The 23,320-nt window shown below is 68.2% G+C and carries 15 protein-coding genes; 7 read left to right on the top strand and 8 right to left on the bottom strand.

Annotated features, from left to right (window positions below):
- Positions 1-5: 5 nt before the first annotated feature.
- Positions 6-1,124 carry a GTP-binding protein gene (locus AUL33_RS09720; protein ID WP_062207032.1) on the bottom strand — a complete coding sequence of 373 codons (1,119 nt, stop codon included), beginning with the start codon at positions 1,122-1,124 and terminating at the stop codon, positions 6-8.
- Positions 1,121-2,335 carry a D-alanyl-D-alanine carboxypeptidase family protein gene (locus tag AUL33_RS09715; RefSeq protein ID WP_082652492.1) on the bottom strand — a complete coding sequence of 405 codons (1,215 nt, stop codon included), beginning with the start codon at positions 2,333-2,335 and terminating at the stop codon, positions 1,121-1,123. The genes AUL33_RS09720 and AUL33_RS09715 overlap by 4 nt, the downstream gene beginning before the upstream one ends.
- Positions 2,336-2,499: 164 nt before the next feature.
- Here AUL33_RS09715 and AUL33_RS09710 point away from each other — a divergent pair, with 164 nt between their 5' ends.
- Positions 2,500-3,663, top strand: coding sequence for a M20 aminoacylase family protein (locus AUL33_RS09710; protein ID WP_062207030.1), 1,164 nt, complete (start codon positions 2,500-2,502; stop codon positions 3,661-3,663).
- A gap of 91 nt (positions 3,664-3,754) precedes the next feature.
- On the opposite strand, the gene AUL33_RS09705 is transcribed toward AUL33_RS09710, so the two are convergent.
- Positions 3,755-4,123: a helix-turn-helix domain-containing protein gene (locus AUL33_RS09705; RefSeq protein WP_062207028.1), complete on the bottom strand. Its 369-nt coding sequence runs from the start codon at positions 4,121-4,123 to the stop codon at positions 3,755-3,757.
- A gap of 300 nt (positions 4,124-4,423) precedes the next feature.
- On the bottom strand, positions 4,424-5,728 hold the full coding sequence (locus tag AUL33_RS09700; protein ID WP_156419346.1) for an O-antigen ligase: 1,305 nt from the start codon (positions 5,726-5,728) through the stop codon (positions 4,424-4,426).
- A 304-nt stretch (positions 5,729-6,032) separates the two neighbouring features.
- Between AUL33_RS09700 and AUL33_RS09695 the strand changes: the two genes are divergently transcribed.
- Together AUL33_RS09695 and AUL33_RS09690 are read left to right on the top strand one after the other, a co-directional pair.
- Positions 6,033-6,491, top strand: a complete 459-nt coding sequence (locus AUL33_RS09695) for a hypothetical protein (protein ID WP_062207024.1) — start codon at positions 6,033-6,035, stop codon at positions 6,489-6,491.
- The gene (locus AUL33_RS09690; protein ID WP_062207022.1) at positions 6,488-8,431 is read left to right on the top strand and encodes a bifunctional diguanylate cyclase/phosphodiesterase; all 1,944 of its coding nucleotides are present in this window, start codon (positions 6,488-6,490) and stop codon (positions 8,429-8,431) included. Before AUL33_RS09695 ends, AUL33_RS09690 begins: the two co-directional genes overlap by 4 nt.
- A gap of 10 nt (positions 8,432-8,441) precedes the next feature.
- On the opposite strand, the gene AUL33_RS09685 is transcribed toward AUL33_RS09690, so the two are convergent.
- On the bottom strand, positions 8,442-9,683 hold the full coding sequence (locus AUL33_RS09685; protein WP_062207020.1) for a putative DNA modification/repair radical SAM protein: 1,242 nt from the start codon (positions 9,681-9,683) through the stop codon (positions 8,442-8,444).
- 219 nt (positions 9,684-9,902) lie between these two features.
- Between AUL33_RS09685 and AUL33_RS09680 the strand changes: the two genes are divergently transcribed.
- Positions 9,903-10,325 carry a BA14K family protein gene (locus tag AUL33_RS09680; RefSeq protein ID WP_062207018.1) on the top strand — a complete coding sequence of 141 codons (423 nt, stop codon included), beginning with the start codon at positions 9,903-9,905 and terminating at the stop codon, positions 10,323-10,325.
- 293 nt (positions 10,326-10,618) lie between these two features.
- Positions 10,619-11,116 (top strand): BA14K family protein, encoded by a 498-nt coding sequence (locus AUL33_RS09675; protein ID WP_062207016.1) that lies wholly within the window; start codon positions 10,619-10,621, stop codon positions 11,114-11,116.
- A 437-nt stretch (positions 11,117-11,553) separates the two neighbouring features.
- Here AUL33_RS09675 and AUL33_RS09670 read toward each other — a convergent pair whose 3' ends face one another.
- The 3 genes from AUL33_RS09670 to AUL33_RS09660 form a co-directional block, all read right to left on the bottom strand.
- Positions 11,554-12,357 carry a xanthine dehydrogenase family protein subunit M gene (locus AUL33_RS09670; protein ID WP_062207014.1) on the bottom strand — a complete coding sequence of 268 codons (804 nt, stop codon included), beginning with the start codon at positions 12,355-12,357 and terminating at the stop codon, positions 11,554-11,556.
- A gap of 178 nt (positions 12,358-12,535) precedes the next feature.
- Positions 12,536-14,878, bottom strand: a complete 2,343-nt coding sequence (locus tag AUL33_RS09665) for a xanthine dehydrogenase family protein molybdopterin-binding subunit (RefSeq protein WP_062207012.1) — start codon at positions 14,876-14,878, stop codon at positions 12,536-12,538.
- An 85-nt stretch (positions 14,879-14,963) separates the two neighbouring features.
- Complete coding sequence (locus AUL33_RS09660) at positions 14,964-15,464, bottom strand: (2Fe-2S)-binding protein (protein WP_062207011.1); 501 nt, start codon at positions 15,462-15,464, stop codon at positions 14,964-14,966.
- A gap of 516 nt (positions 15,465-15,980) precedes the next feature.
- On the opposite strand from AUL33_RS09660, the gene AUL33_RS09655 reads away from it, so the two are divergent.
- The gene (locus AUL33_RS09655; RefSeq protein WP_062207010.1) at positions 15,981-17,927 is read left to right on the top strand and encodes an autotransporter assembly complex family protein; all 1,947 of its coding nucleotides are present in this window, start codon (positions 15,981-15,983) and stop codon (positions 17,925-17,927) included.
- On the top strand, positions 17,927-23,320 hold the full coding sequence (locus AUL33_RS09650) for a translocation/assembly module TamB domain-containing protein (RefSeq protein WP_062207009.1): 5,394 nt from the start codon (positions 17,927-17,929) through the stop codon (positions 23,318-23,320). The genes AUL33_RS09655 and AUL33_RS09650 overlap by 1 nt, the downstream gene beginning before the upstream one ends.

Raw genomic sequence — 23,320 nt, 5'->3', positions numbered from 1 at the left:
TCGGTTCAGAACCCGCGCGAGTGGAGCGCCAGCGGGTTGTCGACGAGCGCGGCCCGATCGGGCGCATCAAGGCGCGGCGCGCCGGCAAAGGCAGCGAAGAGATCGCGCACCAGCGTCTCGTCCAGCCCCTCGCCGATGAGGACGAGGCGCGAACCGCGCGGCTCGCCGACCGGCCAGGCGGACAGCCGCACGGGCGGATGCAGGTAGGTGCGAACACCATGCAGCACGAGCGGGCGGTCCTCGTCCTCGCGCGTGCGCACCACCGCCTTCATCCGCAGGAGGCGCTCGCCCTCGCGCATGCGCAGGAGATCGAGAAAGCCTTCGACATCGGCAAGCGCGATCGGCGCCTCGTGGCGCAGCGAGAACGAGCGCACCGCGCCGTGCGCATGGGCCTCGCCGTGATGATGGTGGTGGTGGTCGTGCCCGCGGTGGCCGTGACCATGCCCCTCCGCCTCGACCGGCCCGAGCCAGCGAGCAAGATCGGCGCGCCGCGTCTCGGCGTCGATGAGCCCGCATCCGAAGAGCGCGGCGGAATCGGCGTTCGTGACCTCGATGATCGGCGCGCGCGGATTGAGGCGGCGGATCTCGGCGAGGAGCGGCGGAGTGGGGGCCAGGAGATCGCTCTTCGTCATCACGATGCGATCGGCGCAGGCCACCTGCCGCTGCGCCTCGCGCCGGTCCCGCAAGGTTTCGGCGCCCGTCATCGCATCGACGAGCACGACGACGCCGTCGAGCGAGAAATGCTGCACGAGCACGGGATGGGCCATAAGCGAGGCGAGGATCGGGGTGGGATCGGCGAGCCCCGTGGTCTCGATCACCACACGCGCGAGCGCCTTGAGGCGTCCGGTCTGCACCCGGTCCACGAGATCGGCGAGCGTGTCGACGAGTTCGCCGCGCACCGTGCAGCAGACGCAGCCGTCGGAGAGCTCGATCAGCCCCTCCCCCGCCGTCTCGACGAGAAGATGGTCGATGCCGACTTCGCCGAACTCGTTGACGATCACCGCGACGTCGCGAACCAAGGGGTCGGCGAGCAGGCGGTTGAGGAGCGTCGTCTTGCCGCTGCCGAGGAAGCCGGTCAGGACGGTGACGGGGATCGGCGCCGCCGGCCGGTAAGCCGCGCTCACGGCGCGCGAACCGCAGGCACGGCAGGGGCTGCGGGCTCGGCCGGCACGTCGCCGGTGGCGGAGGCCTCGACGGAGGGTTCCACCGGAGCCGGCGGACCGCCGGGCTCGCCGGCCTGCGCCGGGCGCCAGGTCGGAACCGGAATGCCGTAGGCCGCGATCATCGAGACGCCGGCTTCGATGGCCCCGGCCCCGGCCGCCCCGCCGAGCACCACGGGCACCGCTGCAGGCGGGCGGTCGAGTTCTGTCATGTAGGGCGAGCCGAAGGTCTCGGGGCGCGTGTCCTCGACCTCGCGCTCGTTGGCCCGCGCGGTGCGACCGGCCGGCGAGCAGATCTCGGCCGAGACGTCGGCCGGCGGGCCGCTCGACGTCGGCAGGTCGGTGACCACCTCGCGGATCGAACGGGGATTGGTGTTGAAGCCGTTCTCGATCACCTCGGCGGCCAGCCGCTCGCGCACGATCGGCCCTTCGGCGCCGAGCACCACGGCGACGATCGTCCGACCGTTGCGCGTGGCGGAGGCCACGAGATTGAAGCCGGAGGCGCAGATATAGCCGGTCTTCATGCCGTCGGCGCCGGTGTAGCGGCCGAGCAGGCCGTTGCCGTTCTTCATCGTCGCGGCGCCCGCCACGATCGCCTCGGTGGAGAAATAATCGGTGAAGGCGGGAAACTCGCGCCGGATCGCCGCGCCGAGAATGGCGAGATCCTTGGCGCTCGAATACTGTCCCTCGCCCGGCAGGCCGTTGGGATTGACGAAATGCGTGTCGTGCATCTGCAGCGCGGCCGCCGCCTGGTTCATCTCGGCGACGAAGACCTCAATCTTGCCATTGCCCAGCGACTGGCCGATCGCGAAGGCGACGTCATTGGCGGATTTGACCAGCATCATGCGCAGCGCCATGTCGAGGCGCATCACCGAGCCGGCGGGAAAGCCCATCTTCGAGGGCGCCTGCGCGGCCGCCGTGCGGGTCATCACGACGGGCGTGTCGAGCGAGACGGTCTTGGCCTCCAGCGCCTTGAGGACGAGATAGGCGGTCATCAGTTTGGTCGTGGAGGCCGGATACCAGCGCTGCGTCGCGTTCTTTTCGGACAGGACCTTGCCGGTCTCGACATCGACGGCGATCGTGTTGGCGGCCAGGGCCGGACCGGCGGCGGCCGACAGGGAGGCTGCGAGAAGCAGCGCGGCCGGCAGCTTGCGGATGAAAAATTCGACACGCATCGTCGTCTCGGGTCTCCATCGGGGATGCGGCGGCTCGACGCCCTTCGCACCGCACGACATAACATGGCAGGATCGACAGGACCCGTCGTAAACGGCAGGCCCCGGACGCACCGGCTAAGAAGCGTCCGTTTATCACCATTTCAAGGCATCGCCCGGAAGTTCCCATGCCCGTCAACAACCGCATCGCCGAAGACGCCTCCGAGATCGCCGGGTGGCGCCGCGAACTGCACGCCGTGCCCGAGATTCTCTACGAGGTTCATCGCACCGCCGCCTACGTTGCCGAAAAGCTGCACACCTTCGGATGCGACGAGGTGGCGACCGGCATCGGGCGCACCGGCGTGGTGGGCGTCGTCCACGGGCGCGGCGGGCCCGGCGGGCGGATGATCGGCCTTCGCGCCGACATGGACGCGTTGCCGATCAACGAGGAAACCGGCGCGCCCTACGCTTCGACGCTGCCCGGCGCGATGCATGCCTGCGGCCATGATGGGCACATGGCGATGCTGCTCGGCGCTGCGCGGAGCCTCTGCGCCTCGCGGACCTTCGAGGGCAGCGTCGCCTTCATCTTCCAGCCGGCCGAGGAAGGCGGTGCCGGGGCACGGGCGATGATCGAGGACGGGCTGTTCGAGCGCTTCGCGATCGCGGAGGTCTACGGCATGCACAACATTCCCGGCATGGAGATCGGCACGTTCGCAATCCGCGACACGGCAATGATGGCGGCGACCGACGAGTTCTCGGTGCGCCTCCTCGGCCATGGCGGCCATGCCGCGATCCCCCAGCAGTCGCGCGATCCGATCCTGACGGGCGCCGCCCTCGTGCAGGCGCTGCAGCAGATCGCCGCGCGCAACGTCGACCCGCTGGATTCGCTGGTGGTTTCGGTGACGCAGTTCCACGCCGGTTTTGCCCGCAACGTCATTCCCGACGACGCCATGGTCTCTGGCACGGTGCGCTCGCTGCGCGAGGAGACGCGGGTGATGGCCGAGCATCGGATCGGCGAGATCGCCGCCGGCATCGCGAGCGCGCACGGGTGCCAGGCCGAGGTTTCGTACCTGCGCAACTACCCGGTGACGATGAACGATCCCGGCCGCGCCGCCTTCTGCGCCGGCATCGCGGCGAGCGTAGTGGGCGAGGCGAAGGTGGACCGGGCGGTGGCGCCGCTGATGGGGGGCGAGGACTTCTCGTTCATGCTGGAGCGCAAGCCCGGCGCCTTCATCTTCATCGGCAACGGCGACAGCGCCGGCCTGCACCACGCCCGCTACGACTTCGCCGACGAGGCCATCCCCTATGGCTCCTCCTACTGGGTGGCGCTGGTCGAACGCGCGCTGGCCTGAGAGGGGGAACGCGGAACGCCCGCGAGGCGCGAGCCTTGCGGGCGTTTAGACTGGGGAGGCGAGGATCGGCGCCGGAGGCGACGTCTGGCGATCAGCGCGTCGCGGTCGGGTCGAGCGCGTCGATCAGCATGCGCAGGCGATGGCGCACCTCGACGTCCTGGATCCGACCGATCGCCATCGAGGACTGCAGCGTCTCGCGGCTGGCCACTGGCTCGGCGACCTCGGTGTCGCTGTGATCGAGCCCCTCGAAGAAGAAGGTCGGGCTCGTGTCGAAGATCTGCGCGATCCGATAGAGCGTCGAGGCGCTGATGCGGTTGGCACCCGTCTCGTATTTCTGGATCTGCTGGTAGGTCACGCCGATCCGGCGCCCCAACTCCTCGAGCGACAGGCGGCGCGCCGTACGGATCAGACGAAGTCGACCGCCGACGTGCACATCGATCGGATCACGCTGCGCTTTCAAGCCAAAACTCCATTGCAAGTTATGCAACCACTGTACGTTGCACCGTGTAAATTTCAATACTTAACCGTACCATATTTGCGATTCCGGCGACGCGATCATGATACGGGCCTCGCTATGAAGGCATTGAAATGGTTTGCCTATCGGACCAGTTGTTGCCGCTTTTCGGTCGCTTTCGCGCCACGGCGAAGCTTTCGCGCGTTAAGTTTTTGATTTTCGAATGCGGGTTTCAACCGGCATCCAAGGGCTGTCGAGGGGGGCGGCCCGGTTGTTCAAATGGCCTTCGGACGTGTGGAACCAGACTTATAATCGATTGAGATCACGCGAGCGAACGGCCAGTAGCCGAAGCCCGACGATGGCCATCCACGCCGTGATCCAGACCGGATTGCCGCGCGCGAAGAGGAAGCTTTCCAACATGGCATTGAGGAGCGCGAAGGCCAGAACCATCAGGAAGAAGTCGGCGAGCCGAACGTCCTCGCCGCCCTGGCCGATGCGCAGGAAGTCGGCGAAGGGCAGGATCACGATCATCGCCACCGCGACGGCGAGCCCCGGCCAGCCCAATGCGATCGCCAGATCGAGATAGCCGTTATGGGCGTTGACGATGCCGCGCGGGTCCCAGGTCAGTTCGATCGGGAGTTCCGCCGACATCACCACCGGCGTCGTCCAGAAGGATTCGAAGCCGAGCCCGGTCCAGCGGTGATCGGCGGAGGTGTCGAGCGCGAAGCGCCAGAGGTCGAGACGACCCGTGAAGGTCGTGCCCGGCAGGATCCACTGCAACAGCGCATAAAGCGAGGGCGACAGCGCGGCGCCGAGGGTCAATGCCGCGAGGCATACGAGGGTCACCGAGAGAACGATCACCGGCAGGCGCCGGCCGCCGATCCTGCGGCCCATGGCCACGAGCAGCGCCACCAGCGGCAGGAGCGCCCCGCTCGTCTTGGAGCCGGTGTGGACCACGAAGATCGCCGCCGGAAGCGCGATGGAAAGGCCGACGAAGCGCCACCGGCAGCGCCAGAGGTAGAGCCCCGCGAAGAACAGGACGGCCATGACGGGACCGGCCATGTTCTTGTGCGGATAGAGGCCGCGCCAGAGGCCCGCATGCTGGGGCTCGGGTCCGCTGCCGTCGTGGATGGCCGCCGGCAACACCGCAACGCCGACATAACAGAGGGCGAGCACGGTGAGCGCCGCGAAGGCGAGCGCGAAGCGGAAGCCCCTGAGGTTCGCGGGCAGGCAGAGAACGGCTGCGGTCGCCATCATCGCCGCCAGCGCGAAGAGCACGGCGCGCAACGAGGCGTCCGGCCAGGGCGAATGCAGCGCCGACTGCAGCAGGACCACCCCCATCAGGATCCAGGTCGGACGCAGGAGCGCGCGCAGCGCCGGCCTCGGCGTCACCGTCAGCATCGCCGCGATGGCGCCCACGCCCAGAAGGCCGTAGCCGATCTGGTTCACCGCATTGCCGGAATTGACAGCGCCCGCGAAGGTCGTCTGGAACGGCTGGAAGGTGACGAGGAGACAGGTGAGGAGGAGCGCGGCCAGCAGCGCACGCGCCGCCTCCCCCATCTCTGCCGACAGGTCCGCAACGGCCCGCGCCGGGTGTCCAACCTCGTTCAATGCCGCCTCCCGGATCGCTCGGCCCCGTCCGGGATCCTCCGGCGGCCGTCTGGCGCGCCCACGCTCGGGCGCAGACGCGCGGATACAATGACGGATCGGTGCTGAAGGTTTGGTGAAGGCCTCGCTCGCCCAAGCTGCACCAGTAAAAGGAAGCACAACTTAGCAACAAGAGACATGCGATCACCATTACACGTGCACCGATACTTAACGGACCCTCGATATCTATCTGAAGGCGAATTCTAGTTATCCGGCGAGCGTAGTTGTTGTGCGAGTGACGCAATCCTGTTCCAGACGATCTTTCCTTATGGCGATGACCTGTCTCGCCTTGCCGGTGCGGAACGCCGGGGCGGCCGGCCCGGGCTCGTTCCTGCGCGTCCACGGCCGGATCGCCGACGGCAGCCGAACGCTGGACATGGCGAGCCTCGAGGCCCTGCCTCCCTCGAAATTCACGACCACGACGCCGTGGCACCCCGTCCCCGTCGAGTTCTCCGGCGTTCTCGTGCGCGACTTCCTCTCCGCGATGGGTGCGACCGGCGATCGTCTCGTCGTCACGGCGCTGAACGACTACCTCGCAGAGATCGAGATCGCCTTGCTCGTCGAGAACGGCGCGCTCCTCGCCACCCGCCAGAACAGCGAGCCGATGGCGATCAGCGACAAGGGGCCGGTTTTCCTCCTCTTCCCGTTCGATAGCCAAAAGGCCCTGCAACATCAGGTCTTTTACAGCCGCTCGGTCTGGCAAATCTGCGACATCGAAGTTCAATGAGCCGCGCGACGACCTCCGCGCGCGGGCGCACCCATGGCCACCGCGTCAGGCTGGGCCTGACGATCGTGACCATCGGTCTTGCGCTGCTGACGGTGGCGTCGACGGTGCTCGCCTGGGGCTACCAGTTCCAGATCGCAGATGCCTCGCGCTACAACGGCACCTTCGACCTCAACCAGGCCACCGTCGAACTGCTGCGTCTCGAGGCCGAGCTGGATGCCGTGAGGCACGGCAACGGCGCGGATGCCGCGCGGCTTCGCTACGCCATCCTGCGCAATCGAACCGCCATTCTGCGCTCTGGCGATGCCATGAGCATGCTGACGGCGTACCCGACCCAGACGGCGGCCTTCGGGCGCTTCAACGACATCGTCGACGGCCTGCAGCCTCTGATAGACCAACTGCCACGCCAGGAAGCGGCCCAGAGCGCCCTCGCCATCCTCAAGCCCTTCGACAACAAGCTGGTCCAGCTCGCCTCGCTCTCCAACGTCGCGACTGGCGACGTCGTGGCGAAGAACCAGAAGCAACTCGAACAGATCTTCATCGCCTCCTGCCTCGTGACGATGACGCTCGTCGCCTTCGGGGCGCTGCTCCTGACCTTCGTTTTCCGCCAGAACCGCCATCTCGTCCGGGTGGCGAACACCGACACCCTGACCGGGCTCGGGAACCGGTTCGCCTTCAACGCGGCGCTGGCGCGCGCCGACGACGACGTCGAGCAGGCGGTGGCGCTGCTCGACGTCGATCACTTCAAGCTCCTGAACGACAGTCTGGGCCACGATGCCGGCGACCTGTTTCTCGTCGAGCTCTCGAAGCGACTCGCCGCCGTCGCCGACGAGGCCGAACTCGTGGCGCGCCTCGGCGGCGACGAGTTCGCCCTGTTCTTCTGCGGCCCGTCGGCGCGCGAGCGCGCCGTCCATGCCTGCGAGAAGATCGGCGCCAGCATGGCGACGCCCATCGCCCTGCAGGACCGCGACCTGACGGCGAGCGTCAGCATCGGCGTCGGCTTCAAGACCCGCGAGGACGCGCCCGATTCCGCCTCGCTGCTGAAGGATGCCGACATCGCCCTCTACGGCTCGAAAGCCGCCGGCCGGGCCTGCTACCGAGTCTTCGACCCGACGATGAAACAGAAGCTGCTACGCCGCCAGCGGCTGCAGGACGATCTCGCCCTCGCCGTCGCCGCCGGCGAACTGGCGCTGGCCTTCCAGCCCATCATCGACCTTTCGACGGACCGGCTCGGCGGCTTCGAGGCGCTGCTGCGCTGGCGCCACCCCGAACTCGGCTTCGTGTCGCCCGCCGAATTCATCCCCGTCGCCGAGGAAAGCCAGCAGATCGAAATGCTTGGCCGCTGGGTCCTGACGGAAGCCTGCCGGCAGGCCGCAGGCTGGCCCTCGCATCTGAGCGTCGCCGTCAACGTCTCGGCCCGCCAGCTCACCGACGAGTGCTTCCCGATGTTCGTGGCGGAGAACCTCAACCGCTTCGGCATCCGCCCGCGCATGCTGGAGATCGAGATCACCGAGAGCGTCCTGATCGAGAACGACGAACAGACGCTGCGGGTGCTCCAGGCGCTGCGCGATCTCGGCGTGCGGATCTCGCTCGACGATTTCGGCACCGGCTACTCGTCGCTGAGCTACCTGCGCCGGTTCACCTTCGACAAGATCAAGATCGACCAGTCCTTCGTTCGCAGCGCCGCCAACGACGAGAGCAGCGGCGCCATCATCGCTACGATCTGCGCACTCGCCGCGCGGCTCCATCTCGACATCGTGGCCGAAGGCATCGAGACGGCGGCGCATCTCGACTTCGTGCGAGAGGCCGGTTGCCGCTTCGGGCAAGGCTACCTCTTCGACAAGCCGCTGAGCGTCGCCGACTGCGCCGCGCGGATCATCGCCGACCGGCTGGAAGACCCTGCGCAGCGATCCGACGGCCCCTCGTTCGCCCGCGCCGGCTGAAGGACGGCGGTCAGAACAGGCTCAGCTGCTCGGCCTTCGGTGGGGGCGCGACGCTGGCGCGCAAGCTCTCGCGGTCGGTGAGCCCGCCCGGCGTCCAGTCCAGCGCCTCGATGAAGGGGCGTACCTTCGCGACCGACTGGCAGAGCCGCGCGACGTCGTCGAGCCGCAACGTCCGGTGTCGGCGCGTCGACAGGATGCGGTCCACCGCTTTCGTGCCGAAGCCGGGCACGCGCAGCAGCATCTCGCGGTCGGCCCGGTTGACGTCGACGGGGAAGCGGCCCCGGTTCTTCAACGCCCAGGCGAGCTTGGGATCGATCGACAGATCCAGCATCCCCGCGTCTCCACCCGAGACGATCTCGCCGCGGTCGAACCCGTAGAAGCGCATCAGCCAGTCGGCCTGGTAGAGCCGGTGCTCGCGCATCAGCGGCGGCTTGAGGAGCGGCAGGCGGCTCGACGCATCCGGAATGGGCGAGAAGGCGGAGTAGTAGACGCGCCGAAGCTGGTAGTTGCCGTAAAGGTTTTCAGAGCGGCCCAGGATCTGGTCGTCGCTGGAAGCATCGGCGCCGATGATCATCTGCGTCGACTGGCCGCCCGGGGCGAATTTCGGCGGCTTGATCCGCTCGCGGCGTTCGCCCTTGTGCTCCTCAATCTTCAGCCGCAGGTGACCCATCGAGCGCTTGATGTCGCGCGGCTTCTTTTCCGGCGCGAAGCTTTCCAGCGAGAGGTCGGTGGGCATCTCGATGTTGATCGACAGACGGTCGGCGAAGAGACCGGCCTCCTCGATGAGGATCGGCGAGGCGTCCGGGATCGTCTTGAGGTGGATATAGCCCGCGAAGTTCTGCTCCAGCCGCAGCTTGCGAGCGATCGCCACCATCTGCTCCATCGTATAGTCGGACGAGCGGATGATGCCCGACGACAGGAACAGGCCCTCGATATAGTTGCGCTTGTAGAACTCCATCGTCAGCTTCACGACCTCGTCGACCGAGAAGCGGGCGCGCTGGACGTTGGAGGACGAACGGTTGACGCAGTAGACGCAGTCGTAGACGCAGAAGTTCGTCATCAGGATCTTGAGCAGCGAGATACAGCGCCCGTCCGGCGCGTAGGCATGACAAATGCCGGAACCCTCGGTCGACCCGATCCCCTTCGATTTCACCGAGTCGCGTTTCGTGGTGCCGCTGGAAGCGCAGGACGCATCGTATTTCGCGGCGTCGCTGAGGATCGCGAGCTTGTCCATGAGGGTGATCTTGGCCATTTGCCCGATATAGCGTTCGCACTTCGTTCCGACCATGACCGCGCCGCGCCGTCCCCTGCTTTGCGATGCGTCGGAACACCGCAGCCGTTCAGGCCGCGTTCACATCCCTAAGTCCAGCTTGCAATCCATCGTCGTCCCGGAACCCGCGCAGATCGTTCGCGTTGGGCGGGAGGACATTAGCGACCGGCGAAGCCGGCGCAGCAGGAGGAGTTTCGACGCATGCGACGTTTTACGCAGGTCATCATGGCGCTCGCCGTCCTCGGCACCGGCATCACGACCTTCTCGGCACCCGCCGAGGCCCAGAGCTACCGCCAGCAGCAGCGCTACGTCGAGCGTTTCTGCGCCCGCAACCCCGGCGCCCGCGACTGCCGCGAGTTCCGCCGCGACGCGCGCCGCTGGGACAATCGCCGCTATCAGCGCTGGTATCGCGACAACGAGCGCTACGACCGCCGCAACAACGGCAATGCGGCCGCAGCCGCGATCTTCGGCTTCGCGGCAGGCGCCGCCGCCGGTGCCGCAGCATCGTCGGGTGGCGGCAACAGCCAGGCGGCCCGCTGCGCGGCCCGCTATCGCACTTACGATCCCCGCTCGAACACCTATGTCGCCAACAGTGCGGGCGAGCGTCGCGTCTGCCGGCTCTGACCGGACCTCGATCGCAAGATCGCATCATCGCGAAAACTTCGAGGGCCGGCCGACCGCCGGCCCTTTTTCATGAGGCGCCGCGTTGTCGGGTATCCCTTGGATCCGCCAGACCTTGTTTCAACTTCGCATTCGGGAGGCATCCAGCCCACGGCCCGTTCTGCGACACAAGCTCGTGAAACCTTCGTGTTCAGGCGGCGTTCAGGCAGGAAGGCGTTTTATGGCGTTTAAACGATCATGATGCCGCCAAGCGCGGCGGATCATCGATCGCCACGGTTTCGGTCGGGAGTTCGGTCATGCGCAAATGGATCTTGGTAGCGGCGACCTGCGCCCTGGCAATCGGTGCCGGTGCGCCGGCGGCCAAGGCCGAGCCCTGGGGCTACGGCCAGCCGCAATATCGCGACAATGGCTGGCGCGGCGATCGCCATCATCGGCGCGGCTTCGACGGCGGCGATGCGTTGCTCGGCGGCGCCATCGGTCTGGCCGCGGGTGCATTGCTGGGCTCGGCGCTCTCGGCGCCCGCCCCGGCCCCCGTCTACGCCGACCCCTATGCGCAGCCCTACGGTCGCCCGACCTACGCGCGTCCCGCCTATCGCGCGCCCGTCTATGTCGATCCGCCGTCCTACGAAGATACGATCCCCCAGCGAGCCTACCGCTACGAGCCGCGCCGGGTGGAATACAATCGCTCGCGCGGCGATCACGTCGAGGCGTGCTTTGCACGCTATCGCTCCTACGACCCGCGCACCGACACGTTCGTCGGCTACGACGGCTACCGTCATCGCTGCGATCTCTGATCGGCCGAACGGCAGGCTGGCCAGCGGGTCGATCTTCCGGCCAGCCGGGAGCCAGAGGCGCGGGAGTATGCGCGCCCATCCGCTTTCGTAGGGATGGGTCAGACAGGCTGTTCGTGAGGCAATGGTTCGGTTAGCCGGTCGTGATCGTCGGTCCAGTGGAGCTCACAACACGCGCAAGAGTCAAGAAAGGTTGCGCCATGGATCGGCGCACCCTTTCTTGCATCAGGATCGATACCGTTTCGTGGCGCCCCCGCATTCGGGGTCGCGCTGAGTACCGAGGCGATGACGGCAGGGCGTGCGGCGTTTCGCGGTCACGATACGGGACTCGGGAAACGCACGACGTGCATGCGGCCCTCGCGACCGCCGGAAAAACCGTTCCTATCCGCATCGGCCGACTTTCAGCCTTCATGGCGTCCCCCGACCCGATCGGCGCGCGCTCAGCCCTTCGCCTTGCGCACGGCACGTTGCGTGACGACGGTGACGAGATGGGCGCGGTATTCCTGCGAGCCGTGGATGTCGCCGATCATGTCGTCCTGCGGCACGGTGAGCCCGTCGATCGCAGACGCTTCGAAGCTCGCGGAGAGGGCCGCTTCCGCCTCGCGCCAGCGGAAGGCGCCGCTCGATCCCGCGCCGGTCACGCCGACGCGCACGTCCGTACCGCGCTTCGACACGTAGACGCCGCACATCGCATAGCGCGAGGCCGGGTTGCGGAACTTCTCGTAGGCCGAGGCGTCCGGCGCCTCGAAGGACACGGCGGTGACGATCTCGTTCTCTTCCAGGGCCGTCTCGAAGAGGCCGAGAAAGTAGTCGTCCGCGCCGATTTCGCGCCGATCGGTGTGGATGGTGCCTCCGAATGCCAGCAGTGCGGCGGGATAGTCGGCGGCCGGGTCGAAATTGGCGACGACGCCGCCCATCGTGCCCATATGGCGCACGGCCGGGTCGCCGATCAGTTCGGCAAGGTTGGTGAAGCCCGGCGCCACCGCCTCGATCTCGCGGGACGTCGCCACCTCGAAATGCGTCACGCCGCCGCCGATCCACACGCGACGGCCGCTGACCGAGATGCCCTTGAGATCGGCGATGTGGCGCAGGTCCACGAGCATGCCGGGTGCGGCGAGCCGGGCCTTCATCGTCGGAATGAGCGTCATACCCCCTGACAGATACTTCCCCTCCCCTTCGGACTGGCCGATGAAGCCGGCCGCTTCCGCAATCGAGGTCGGGCGCTTGTACTGGGTCTGGTACATGAAGGATCTCCCTTGGCGGCGACGACGCGGCGGGCGCCGAGCCCTTGATGCAACCCCGGAGCCGGCGACTGTCCCGGCCCTTTCGGGCGGTGGGAGCGCAGCATGTCTCGAAGTTGCCCGATGATGACGAAGAGCCGGGCGGCGCGCTCGACGAGCCGCCCGGGCGAGGGCTTGCAGCTCAGGCCGCGTGGATCGCGCGCCAGACCTTCTCAGGCGTCGCCGGCATCGACAGGGCGTTGTTGCCGATGGCGTCGGTGATGGCGTTGATCACCGCCGGCGGCGAGCCGATCGCGCCGGCCTCGCCGCAGCCCTTGATGCCCAACGGGTTGGTCGTGCAGGGCGTTTCGGTGGTCAGGACCTGGAACATCGGCAGGTCCCAGGCGCGGGGCATGGCGTAGTCGTTGTAGGAGGCGGTCACGAGTTGTCCGGTGTCGTCGTAATGGACGCCCTCGAGCAGCGCCTGCCCGATGCCCTGCGCCACACCCCCGTGGACCTGACCCTCGACGATCATCGGGTTGATGACGCGCCCGAAATCGTCGGCGGCGACGAACTGGATGATCTCAGTCGTGCCCGTCTCGGGGTCCACTTCGACTTCGCAGATGTAGGTGCCGGCCGGGAAGGTGAAGTTCTGCGGATCGTAGAAGGCGCCTTCCTTCAGACCCGGCTCCATGCCGTCCGGGAGGTTGTGACCGGTATACGCGCCGAGCGCGACCTCGTGCCAGGCAAGCTTGCGGTCGGTGCCCGCGACCTTCACCTCGCCGTTCTCGATGACGATGTCCTCGTCGGAGGCCTCCAGCAGGTGGGCGGCGATCTTCTTGGCCTTGGCCTCGACCTTGTCGAGCGCCTTCGAAATCGCCGACATGCCGACCGCGCCGGAACGCGAGCCGTAGGTGCCCATGCCGAACTGCACCTTGTCGGTGTCGCCGTGGATCACCTGCACGTTGTCGATCGGCAGGCCGAACCGTTCCGCGATGAGCTGGGCGAAGGTCGTCTCGTGGCCCTGACCGTGGCTGTGAGAGCCCGTCAGTATCTCGATCGTGCCGACCGGATTGACCCGCACCTCTGCCGATTCCCACAGGCCGACGCCGGCGCCGAGCGAGCCCACCGCCTTCGAGGGCGCGATGCCGCAGGCCTCGATGTAGCATGACATGCCGATGCCGCGCAGCTTGCCGCGCCCCTTGGCCTCGGCCCGGCGCGCCTCGAAGCCGGCGTAGTCGGCGGCCTTCAGGCCGGCGTCCAGCGTCGCACCGAAATCGCCGGTGTCGTAGTTCATGATGACGGGCGTCTGGTGCGGGAAGGACGTGATGAAGTTCTTGCGTCGGAACTCGACGGGCGAGAGGCCGAGTTCGCGCGCCGCCGTCTCGACGATGCGCTCGACCACGAAGGTCGCCTCCGGCCGGCCGGCGCCGCGATAGGCATCCACCGGCACGGTGTTGGTGTAGACGGCCTTCACGTTCGCGTAGATCGCGGGGATGTCGTACTGGCCCGAGAGCAGCGTCGCGTAGAGATAGGTCGGGGTCGCCGAGGAAAAGAGTGACATGTAGGCGCCGAGATTGGCGATCGTGTCGACCTTCATGCCGATGATCTTGTGATCGGCGTCGATGGCGATCTCCGCATGGGTCTGGTGGTCGCGACCGTGGGCATCGGTGAGGAAGGCCTCGGAGCGGTCGGACGTCCATTTCACGGGAACGCCGGTGCGCTTGGACGCCCAGAGGCAGACGATCTCTTCGGGGTAGATATAGATCTTCGAGCCGAAACCGCCGCCGACATCGGGGGCGATGACGCGCAGCTTGTGCTCGGGCGCGACGTTGTAGAAGGCGCTCATCACGAGGCGGGCGACATGCGGGTTCTGCGAGGTCGTCCAGCAGGTGTAGTGGTCGTCGGCCGCATCGTAGTGGCCGAGCGCGGCGCGCGGCTCCATCGCGTTGGGCACGAGCCGGTTGTTGACGATGTCGAGCTTTGTGACGTGCGCGGCGCAGGCGAAGGCCTCCGCGGTCGCCTTCGCGTCGCCGATCTCCCAGTCGAAGACGAGATTGCCCGGCGCTTCCGGGTGAAGCTGCGGCGCGCCGCTCTCCAGCGCCTTGGCCGCATCCACCACGGCGTCGAGCACCTCGTAGTCGATCTCCACCGCTTCGGCGGCGTCGCGCGCCTGCGCCTTCGTCTCGGCCACCACCACCGCGACGGCCTGGCCGACATGGCGCACCGTGCCGACCGCCAGCGCCGGCCAGGCGCCCATCTTCATGCCCGTGCCGTCCTTCGAGGTGACCGCCCAGCCGCAGATGAGATTGCCGATTCCGTCGCCGGTCAGCTGCTCGCCGTCGAGAATGTCGATGACGCCCTTCATCGCCCGCGCGGCCGAGGTGTCGATGCCCTTGATCGTCGCATGGGCGTGCGGCGAGCGCACGAAGGCGGCATATTTCATGCCGGGGACGACCATGTCGTCCGTGTAGCGGCCGCGGCCGGTGATGAAACGACGGTCTTCCTTGCGCAGAACGCGCGCGCCGATGCCTTCGACACCCATGACGAGATCCTCCCGAGATCGCTTGCCGGACGGCGCTCGCGGCGCTCATTGAGCGCCGGCGCGGCCCGTTTGATACCGTTGACGACTATTCGGCGGCGATGCGTTGGTCGGAGACCGTCGCGCCCATCGCCTCCGCGGCCGAGAGGATCGCCTTGACGATGTTATGGTAGCCCGTGCAGCGGCAGATGTTGCCGTCGAGCTCCTCGCGCACCGTGTGCTCGTCGAGCACCCCGTCGTGGCGGCGGATCATGTCCACCGCCGTCATGATCATGCCGGGCGTGCAGTAGCCGCACTGGAGCCCGTGATGTTCGCGGAACGCCGCCTGCACGGGGTGCAGGTCCTGGCCCTTGGCGATGCCCTCGATCGTGGTCACGGCGGCACCGGACGCCTGCACGGCGAGCATCGTGCAGGACTTCACGGCTTGCCCGTCGACATGCACGATGCAGGCCCCGCATTGCGAGGTGTCGCAACCGACATGGGTTCCCGTGAGGCCGAGCTGGTCGCGCAGGAACTGGACGAGCAGCGTGCGGTCCTCGACCACCCCGTCCATCGCGCGCCCGTTCACGGTCATCGAGACTTCGGTCATGCGTATCCTCCCGAATGCCGCGGCGAGGCGCGGCGAACCTGTCGGGCCTCGCCGGAACGAACCCGGCAAAACCCTTGGGGCGGCGGACGTTCGGCCTTGCCGTCGTCGCGTTTCTCGACCCCTTGAGGTTGTGAGCTTGCTACGCTCGGCCAAGCGCGGCAAGCGAAATCTGGAACCGTTCCATCTCGCGCGACGAATCGACCGATTTCACACGGCGCTTGCGACGAAACGGCGCGTCGCACAGTCAAAGCCCGTCGGCGCGGGCGTCCCGCGATCCTGAGTTCTGAAGACTGTGGCGCAAGTCCCACAAAAGGTTTGGTGAATCGTGGATGAGCGCAACGCGGCGGTTGTCATTTGGCCGGGGACCGGCATTTTGAGAAGACGTGCTCGGGGGGCGCGGACCCGATGGGACGATCGGCGGCTGGGGCCGCAAGGTTTTTCCGGCGGCGCGATTGAGACGCGGCTTCCCGATCCAGTGGCGTCCGACGAGAGAGCGTTCCCGCGTTGTCAGTGAGCTTGAAACGTCTTGCCCGTCCCCTCCTCGCGCTCGCCCTGATCACAGGCGTGGCCCTGGGTGATGGACCGCGCCCCGCCGCAGCCTTCGAGATCTTCGGCTTCACGATCTTCGGCAAGAAGGACGAGACCGATCCGGCGATCACCGATCCCGTCGAATACACGGTGACGCTCACCGTCTCGCCCGACGTCGACGACCTGCAGGACACGCTCGAGACGGCGTCCTCGCTGAAGGCCGACGAGGACGAACCGGTCTCGGGCTCCCTCGGCCTTCTCGCCAAGGCCAAGAACGATCGCCGCCGGCTGGTCGCCGCGCTGTACGAGAATTCGCGTTACGACGGGCTCGTGACGATCCGCATCGAGGGCCGCGACGTCGCCGAACTTCTGCCCGACGCGACCTTCGACACGTCCCGCCCGGTTCCCATCGAGATCACCGTCGATCCCGGCCCGCTCTTCAAGATCGGAACCGTGGCGATCGACGCCAACGGCGTGCCGCTCGATCCCGAGACCTACGATCTCGCGCCGGGATCGTCGGCCGACTCGACCCGGATCCTGGCCGCCGAGGGGCGTATCATGGAAGCGCTCCGCAACGAGGGCCGCCCCTTCGTGGCGCTCACGAAACGCAGCGTCATCGCCGACAGCGCCACCGAGACGGTCGACGTCGCGCTCACCATCTCGCCGGGCGAGCCCGTCCCCTTCGGCCAGACCTTCGTCGACGGCACCGACCGGATGGATCCGGGCTTCGTCGCCTTCATGGCCGGCATCGAACCCGGCACGACCTATTCCACCGCCGACCTCGACCGCGCCCGCAAGCGCCTCACGGACCTCAACGTCTTCTCCACCGTCAGCGTCAAGTCGAGCGACGCGCAGGCCGCCGACGGCACGCTGCCGCTTCAGGTGACGGTGGCCGAGCGCAAGCGCCACGTCATCGGCGCCGGCGCCACATTCTCCAATACCGACGGCGCCGGCGTGAACGGCTACTGGGAAGACCGCAACGTCTTCGGGCGGGCCGAGAGCCTGCGCATCGAGGGCGCGGTCTCGCGCATCGGCGCCAACACACTTTCGGACACGGGCCGCGAGACCGACGGCTTCGACTACAAGCTCTCCGGCGTCTTCCGCAAACCGGGCGTGCTCGGTCCCGATTCCGTCTATGTCGGCTCGATCACCGCGCTCAGCGAGCAGCCGCTGGCCTACGACCGCCAGTCGGTCGCAGTCTCCAACGGCGTCGAATACTCGATCGACGACCAGCAGCGCCTGACCGTCAATGTCGTCGCCGAGTACGAGACGATCACCGACTACCTGCGCTCCGACGAGGAATTCCTCATCGCCTCCGTGCCGGTCAGCTACACGTTCGACAATCGCGACGACAAGCTGAACCCGACCTCGGGCTTCCTCGCCAAATTGGCCGCTGAGCCCGGCTACGACGTGATGGGCTCGACGCCCTTCCTCAAGGGCCGCGCCGACGCCTCCGCCTACCTCTCGCTCGACGAGGACGACCGGTTCGTCGTCGCCGGCCGCGTCGGCTACGGGGCGATCGTCGGAGGTGACCTGCAGGACATTCCCAACGACCGGCGCTTCTATGCCGGCGGCGGCGGCTCGGTGCGCGGCTACGTGTTCCAGTCGATCGGGCCCTACTATCCGTCTTTCGCAGTGCCCGGCACCAACGCCAATTTCGTCGACACGCCGACGGGGGGCCTCTCGGTGTTCGAGGCCTCCGCCGAGCTGCGCTTCAAGGTCACCGACAAGATCCAGGTCGTGCCCTTCGTGGATGCCGGCGCGGTGGGCGAGGATCTCGCGCCCGACTTCGGCAACCTGAAGATCGGCGCCGGCGTCGGCGCCCGCTACCTCACGGGCTTCGGCCCGATCCGCGTCGATGTCGGCATCCCCCTCGATCCCGGCCCGCGCGACGGCTCCTTCCAGATCTATGCCGGCATCGGACAGGCCTTCTGATGAATACGATGCGCGCGCTTCTCGCTCCCCTCGCCCGTTTGCGGCTCGTCGCCCTGCTGCTCCTCGCGTTGCCGACGATTCTCGCAGCGCAGCCCGCCCGCGCCCAGTTCCTCGCCGGCCAGCTCGAAAGCCTGCTGTCGACGGAAGACCGGCAGGTGAAGATCGAGGGCCTCAGTGGCGCCCTCTCCGGCAACCTGCGCATCGAGCAGGTGACGGTGGCCGACCGCGACGGCATCTGGCTGACCGCGCGCGACCTCGCGCTCGACTGGTCGCCACTGTCGCTCGTGCGCAAGACCGTCTCGATCGAGAACCTCACGGCCGGCCGGATCGCGCTCGACCGCCTGCCCCGCGCCTCCACAGCCCCGGTGGAGGAGAGCACCGGCGGATTCGCGCTGCCCTCGATCACCGCCAACGTGCAACGCATCGCGATCGCCGAGTTCGTGCTCGGCGAGGCCGTGGCGGGCGTTCCCGCGCGCCTCTCGGCCGAGGCTTCGCTGACCCTGTCGCCCGATCCCGCGCAACTTGATGCCACCGCCACGATCCGGCGGCTCGATCAGGCAGGCGACATCACGCTGAAGCTCGGCTTCCAACCCGATGCCAACCGGCTGGAGATCGAGATCAACGCCAGCGAGCCGGCGGGCGGCCTCGTCGCCGGCCTTCTCAACATCCCCGGCACGCCGCCGGTCGCCCTTTCGATCACCGGATCGGGTCCGTTCGACGATTTTGCCGCCGCCGGCACGCTGGATCTCGGCACCGAGCGCGCCGCCACGCTGAACGCCACCGTGCGCAACGGCACGGAAGGCCGGCGCATCGGCGCCTCGCTCACCGCTCTCACCGCGCCCTTCGTGCCGGAGCGATATCTCGACGTCGTCGGCGCCGATCTGGCGCTCGACACCAACGTCCTGTTGCGTCCGGATGGCGTCATCGCGATCGATGCGGGACGCCTGGTCTCCGGCGGGCTGCAACTAACAGCCGCTGGTACGCTGGATCGCAGCGGCTCGGCCAACGACCTCAAGGTCACGCTGCGCACCGACGCGGGCAATCCGGTGGCGCTCACCTTCGGCTCGGTGGGCTCGCAGACAGCGCTTGAGATCGCCTCGCTCGACGCGGCCCTGCGGGGTGCGTTCAATGCGGCCGCGGTCGATCTCTCGGCCACCGCCCGCACCGCGGGCTTCGAGGACTACGTCCTCAACGAAGTGACCGCGAAGGCGACAAGCTCCGGCTTCGATCTCAACAATCTCGTCGGCCCGCTGACGATCGAGGCCCGCGCCCGCAATGCCAGCGTCGCCAACACCGCGACGGGACAGGCGCAGGCCATTGCCGCGCGGGTTCTCGAAGGGCCGATCGCGCTCAACGCCAACGGCGCGCTCACTGCGGACGGGCTGACCTTCCAGGCTGCCAACCTCACCACCGGCGCGGCCTCGCTGGCGCTGTCGGGCCAGGCGGCGCTGAACTTTTCGACGTTTCAGCTGCAGATCGCCAGCGACTTCGAGACCGCTGCGCTCGCCGCCGATGCCGTCCCCTATGTCGGCGATCGCGTTCGCATCGAAGGCAACGCGCGCCGCGCCGCCGATGGCTCGTTCGGCGTCGACAATCTCGTGGTGGACGGCGATGCACTCGACATCGCGGGCTCGGCCAGCCTGACGGGCGACGAGATCACCGCTGCGATCACCGGTCAGCTCAACCAGGCCGCCATCGCCGATTCGGCGTTGAAGGGCGAGGCGCGCTTCGACCTCAAGGCCTCCGGCACGCTCGAAGCCCCGGTGGTGGACCTCACCGCCACCGCCGGCAATCTCATCGTCGCGGGGCGCACGCTCAACGACCTCAACGCCCGCATCCAGGGCACGTTCGCGCCCGAGGCGCCAGCCGGCACGATCGCGGTCGGCGGCACCTACAACGGCGCGCCGCTTGCTCTGACGGCGGATCTGGCGACCGAAGGCGGCCGCCGCATCCTGCGCAACTTGCTCGTGCGCCAAGGCGAAAACCGCATTGCGGGCGAACTCGCACTCGATGGCGACGACCGCCCCTTCGGCTCGCTGCAGATCGCGATCCCCGATGCCGCGACGCTTCTGGCGCTCGCCGGACAGGACGGTTCGGGCGATCTCGCGGGCACCGTCAACCTTGCGGTCGGCAACGGCGGAACGCCGGTCGCCGACATCGATCTGACGGCGCGCAGCGTGACGCTCGGCACGAACTCGCTGTCGGATGCCCGCATCGACCTGCGCCTCACCGACTTCCTCGCCCGTCCGCTCGCTGCCGGCACCGTCCGCGCGGCCGCCATTCGCGCCGGATCCCTGGCTGTCGAGCGGCTCGACGCGACGCTGGAAACCGTCAACGACACCACCGCCGTCAACGCCTCGCTGCGGCTCAACGACGTACCGACGCGCCTCTCGGGCGACCTAGCGGTCACCGACGCCGGCACCGTGGTCAACCTGCGCACGCTCGACGCGGCCATTCCAGAGGCCGCACTCTCGCTGGCCGAGCCCGCGACGATCACGCTGGGATCGCCACGCACGACGCTCGGACGCATCCGCCTCGACGTCGGCGAGGGCTCGCTCACCGTCAACGGGACGCTGGGCGACACCTACGATCTGGCACTCGAACTCGAGCGGTTCCCGGCAGCGATCGCCAACCCCTTCGTCGCCGATCTGAATGCGGCGGGGACGGTCAGCGGCACCGCGGCCCTGCGCGGCCCGACCGATGCGCCCGACGCCGATTTCGACCTGCGCGCCGATGCGCTGGCGACCTCGCAGACTCGCGCCGCCAACCTGGATGCGGTCAACGCGGCGCTCGCCGGCCAGTACCGCGACGGCACCGCGACGCTGCGCACCGCCCGCGTCGATCTCGGCGAGGGCTCGATCGACGCGACCGGCACCGTCGGCGAGAGCTTGGCGTTGGCGCTGCGCCTCACCGACATTCCCGTGGCGCTTGCCAACGGCTTCGTCGACGGGCTCGGCGCCGAGGGCCTGATCAACGGCACCGCAGATGCCTCGGGGTCGCTGGCCAATCCCGCCGTCACCTTCGACCTCGCAGGGGCCGGCATCACGGCGGCGGAGATCAAGCGCGCCGGCGTCGCCCCTCTGGCGCTCGACCTGTCGGGCGCCTATCGCGGCGGCACCGCGCGGCTGGAAACAGCGCGCGTCACGGTCGGCACCGGGCGGATCGAAGCGACCGGCAGCGTCGGGCGCGATCTCGACCTCAAGCTCGCCATCGTCGACCTGCCGGCGGCGCTTGCCAACGGCATCCGGCCCGGCCTCGACGCCGCCGGCACGATCAACGGCACGGGAAGCGCCACCGGCTCGATCAGCAACCCCGACGCCACGTTCCAGCTCGCCGGCACCGGCCTCACCGCCGCGCCGCTGCGCCAGTCCGGCTTGGCGCCCGCAACCCTCGACATCGCCGGTGCCTATAACGAGGGCACCGCGCGCTTCGAGCGGGCGCGCCTCGCGGTCGGCGAGGGAACGCTGGAGGCGACGGGCACGCTCGGCCGCGCCCTCGACCTGCGCCTGACGCTCGAACGCTTCCCCGTCGCGCTCGCCAATGCGGTGCGTCCCGATCTGGACGCCCGCGGCACGCTGTCGGGCACCGCATCGGCGACCGGCTCGCTGAGCGATCCCGCGGCGACCTTCGACCTCAGGGCCGACGGCGTATCGCTCGCTCAGACCCGCAGCGCCGGCGCGCCGGACATCGATGCCGTGGCGACCGGTTCCTATGCGAACGGGACGGCGACGCTGCAGACGGCGCGTGTCGATCTCGGCACCGGCGCGGTGACGGCGACCGGCACGGTCGGCGAACGGCTCGATCTCGCCGTGACGCTCGACAACATCCCCGCCTCGCTCGCCAACGCCGCCGCTCCCGGCATCGCGCCGACCGGCACGTTGAACGGCACGGTGCGCGCCGGCGGCACGCTCGCCAACCCGAACGTCCAGTACGACCTGCGGGTCGGCGCGCTGACGCTGCAGCAGACGCGCGATGCCGGCGTCGGCCCGCTCGACATCGCGGCGAACGGCACCTTTGCCGACAACCGTGTGACGCTCGACGCCAACCTCTCGGGTTCGGGTCTCGCCTTCACGGCGAACGGCTCGATCGGCGTTGCGGGCACCCCCACCTTCGATCTGCGCCTCGACGGCACGGCGCCGCTGTCGATCGCCAACCGCATCCTCGCCGAGAACGGCCGGTCGGTTCAGGGCACGGTGCGCGTCAATGCCAGCGTCACCGGGACACCGGCCAATCCCAACATCGTCGGCAGTATCTCGACCAGCGGCGCCAGCTTCGTCGACACCGGCGCCAATCTCGCCCTCAACAATATCAACGCCACGATCGCCCTGAATGGTAGCACGGCGACGTTGCAGGGGGTCACCGCCGAGTTCGCGGCCGGCGGCACGCTGTCGGCCTCGGGAACGATCGGCCTCGGCGCCGGCTTCCCGGCGGACCTGCGCATCCAGGTCAACCAGGGCCGCTATGCCGACGGCGAGCTCGTCTCGGTGCGGCTCGACGCCGGACTGACCCTGATCGGGCCGCTCACCGGCAATGCCGTGCTGGCGGGAACGGTCAATGCCTCCGAGATCAACATCCTCGTTCCCGACAACCTGCCGACCTCGCTCGCCCGGATCGATCTCGACCGGCGCAACACGCCGGCCCCGGTGCTCCAGCAGATCCGCGAGATCGACCCCAACAGCGGCAAGGCCGGCACCTCGACGAGCGGTGGCATAAGCCTGGATGTGACGTTGAACGCCCCGAACCGCGTCTTCGTGCGCGGCCGCGGGCTTGATCTGGAACTCGGCGGCACGATCCGTATCACCGGCCCCGTGTCCAATCTCGGCATCGCGGGCGGCTTCGAGTTGCAGCGCGGGCGCTTCCAGCTTCTGTCGCGCCGGCTCGACTTTGCCCGCGCGACGCTGACCTTCGACGGCAACCTTGTGCCGACACTCGACCTTCTGGCCACGTCGGACACCGGGGAGGTCACCGTCAACGTCGCGATCACCGGCCCGGCGACAAACCCGGCCTTCAGCTTCTCCTCCTCCCCCGCCCTGCCGCAGGACGAGGTGCTGGCGCGGCTGATCTTCGGCCAGGGAACGGCGGACCTCTCGCCGCTGCAGATCGCGCAGCTCGCTTCGGCAGCGGCGCAGCTGGCCGGCGTTGGCGGTTCCACGAGCCTCCTCGACAACCTGCGCTCGCAGCTCGGCGTCGACGATCTCGACATCCGCACCAATGCCGACGGCCAGACGGCGGTGGGCGTCGGCCGCTACCTCAACGATAACACCTATGTCGGCGTCGATTCCACCGGCCGTGTGGCGATCGACCTCGATCTCGGCGCCAACATCAAGGCGCGCGGCGCGGTGACGGCGGGCGGCGGCGGCGAGGTCGGCATCTTCTACGAAAAGGAATATTGA

The organism is Aureimonas sp. AU12 (genome assembly GCF_001463705.1).
In the GTDB taxonomy this organism is placed as follows: domain Bacteria; phylum Pseudomonadota; class Alphaproteobacteria; order Rhizobiales; family Rhizobiaceae; genus Aureimonas.
This window is presented reverse-complemented; position numbering and strand designations above follow the sequence as displayed.

Excerpts from the sequence above, each read along its gene's own strand:
- AUL33_RS09715 (WP_082652492.1), bottom strand. The coding sequence starts at position 2,335 with ATGCGTGTCGAATTTTTCATCCGCAAGCTGCCGGCCGCGCTGCTTCTC.
- AUL33_RS09710 (WP_062207030.1), top strand. The coding sequence starts at position 2,500 with ATGCCCGTCAACAACCGCATCGCCGAAGACGCCTCCGAGATCGCCGGG.
- AUL33_RS09695 (WP_062207024.1), top strand. The coding sequence starts at position 6,033 with ATGGCGATGACCTGTCTCGCCTTGCCGGTGCGGAACGCCGGGGCGGCC.
- AUL33_RS09690 (WP_062207022.1), top strand. The coding sequence starts at position 6,488 with ATGAGCCGCGCGACGACCTCCGCGCGCGGGCGCACCCATGGCCACCGC.
- AUL33_RS09685 (WP_062207020.1), bottom strand. The coding sequence starts at position 9,683 with ATGGCCAAGATCACCCTCATGGACAAGCTCGCGATCCTCAGCGACGCC.
- AUL33_RS09680 (WP_062207018.1), top strand. The coding sequence starts at position 9,903 with ATGCGACGTTTTACGCAGGTCATCATGGCGCTCGCCGTCCTCGGCACC.
- AUL33_RS09675 (WP_062207016.1), top strand. The coding sequence starts at position 10,619 with ATGCGCAAATGGATCTTGGTAGCGGCGACCTGCGCCCTGGCAATCGGT.
- AUL33_RS09670 (WP_062207014.1), bottom strand. The coding sequence starts at position 12,357 with ATGTACCAGACCCAGTACAAGCGCCCGACCTCGATTGCGGAAGCGGCC.
- AUL33_RS09665 (WP_062207012.1), bottom strand. The coding sequence starts at position 14,878 with ATGGGTGTCGAAGGCATCGGCGCGCGCGTTCTGCGCAAGGAAGACCGT.
- AUL33_RS09660 (WP_062207011.1), bottom strand. The coding sequence starts at position 15,464 with ATGACCGAAGTCTCGATGACCGTGAACGGGCGCGCGATGGACGGGGTG.
- AUL33_RS09650 (WP_062207009.1), top strand. The coding sequence starts at position 17,927 with ATGAATACGATGCGCGCGCTTCTCGCTCCCCTCGCCCGTTTGCGGCTC.